Genomic DNA, 603 nt, shown 5'->3' with positions numbered 1-603 from the left:
GACGGCTTTGTCGAGCATGGTGGTGAAGGTGGTGACATCGGCAGGGTTGTTGCCCACGCCGGTCGCGATGATCAGCCCGTCATCGCTGGTCACGGCCTGGCAGTTGAAGCCTTGGAGCCAGCCGCCGCCGCGCAATCCCATCATCCGTGATTGCGGGTCGGTGATGTTACGGCGGGGTTCCCGTGACGGTGCAGCCGCGGTCGCGGTGGTCGGCGGGGTGCAGACCGCAGCGGGCCGAGCCGCTGCCGCGGCGTCACGTTGCTGCTGCCGCTGCTGTGCCCGCTCGAGTGCTCGTTGGGCGCGCCTGACGTAGTAGTTCGTCTCGACCGGCCCGGGTTTGCGGCCTCGCTGACCAGGTCGATAGTGGTCGATCTTTGCTTGGTGGGTCGCGATGGCCCGCGCCAACGATTCGGTCAGCACCTCGACCTCGATCTCGATCGGCAACGATCCCTTGCCTGTGGCGGGCCCGCCCGCAGCGCGGCGTTCCCGCGCCCGCTCGATCTTCTCCTCGCGGGCCTGCTGGGACTTCTCGGCGGCCTGGTCACGTTCGTTCCTACGCTGCGCGGCCACCGCTTCGGCGTTGGTGAGTAGTTCAGTGTGGGC

Annotated in this window: 1 pseudogene; it reads right to left on the bottom strand. The window is 68.2% G+C overall.

Features of this window, described 5'->3' with window-relative positions:
• Positions 1-603: pseudogene (locus AMD30_RS24325) on the bottom strand (transposase); the annotation flags it as partial.

The sequence above is a fragment of the Gordonia sp. HS-NH1 genome (genome assembly GCF_001418765.1).
Taxonomy (GTDB): Bacteria; Actinomycetota; Actinomycetes; order Mycobacteriales; family Mycobacteriaceae; genus Gordonia.
This window is presented reverse-complemented; position numbering and strand designations above follow the sequence as displayed.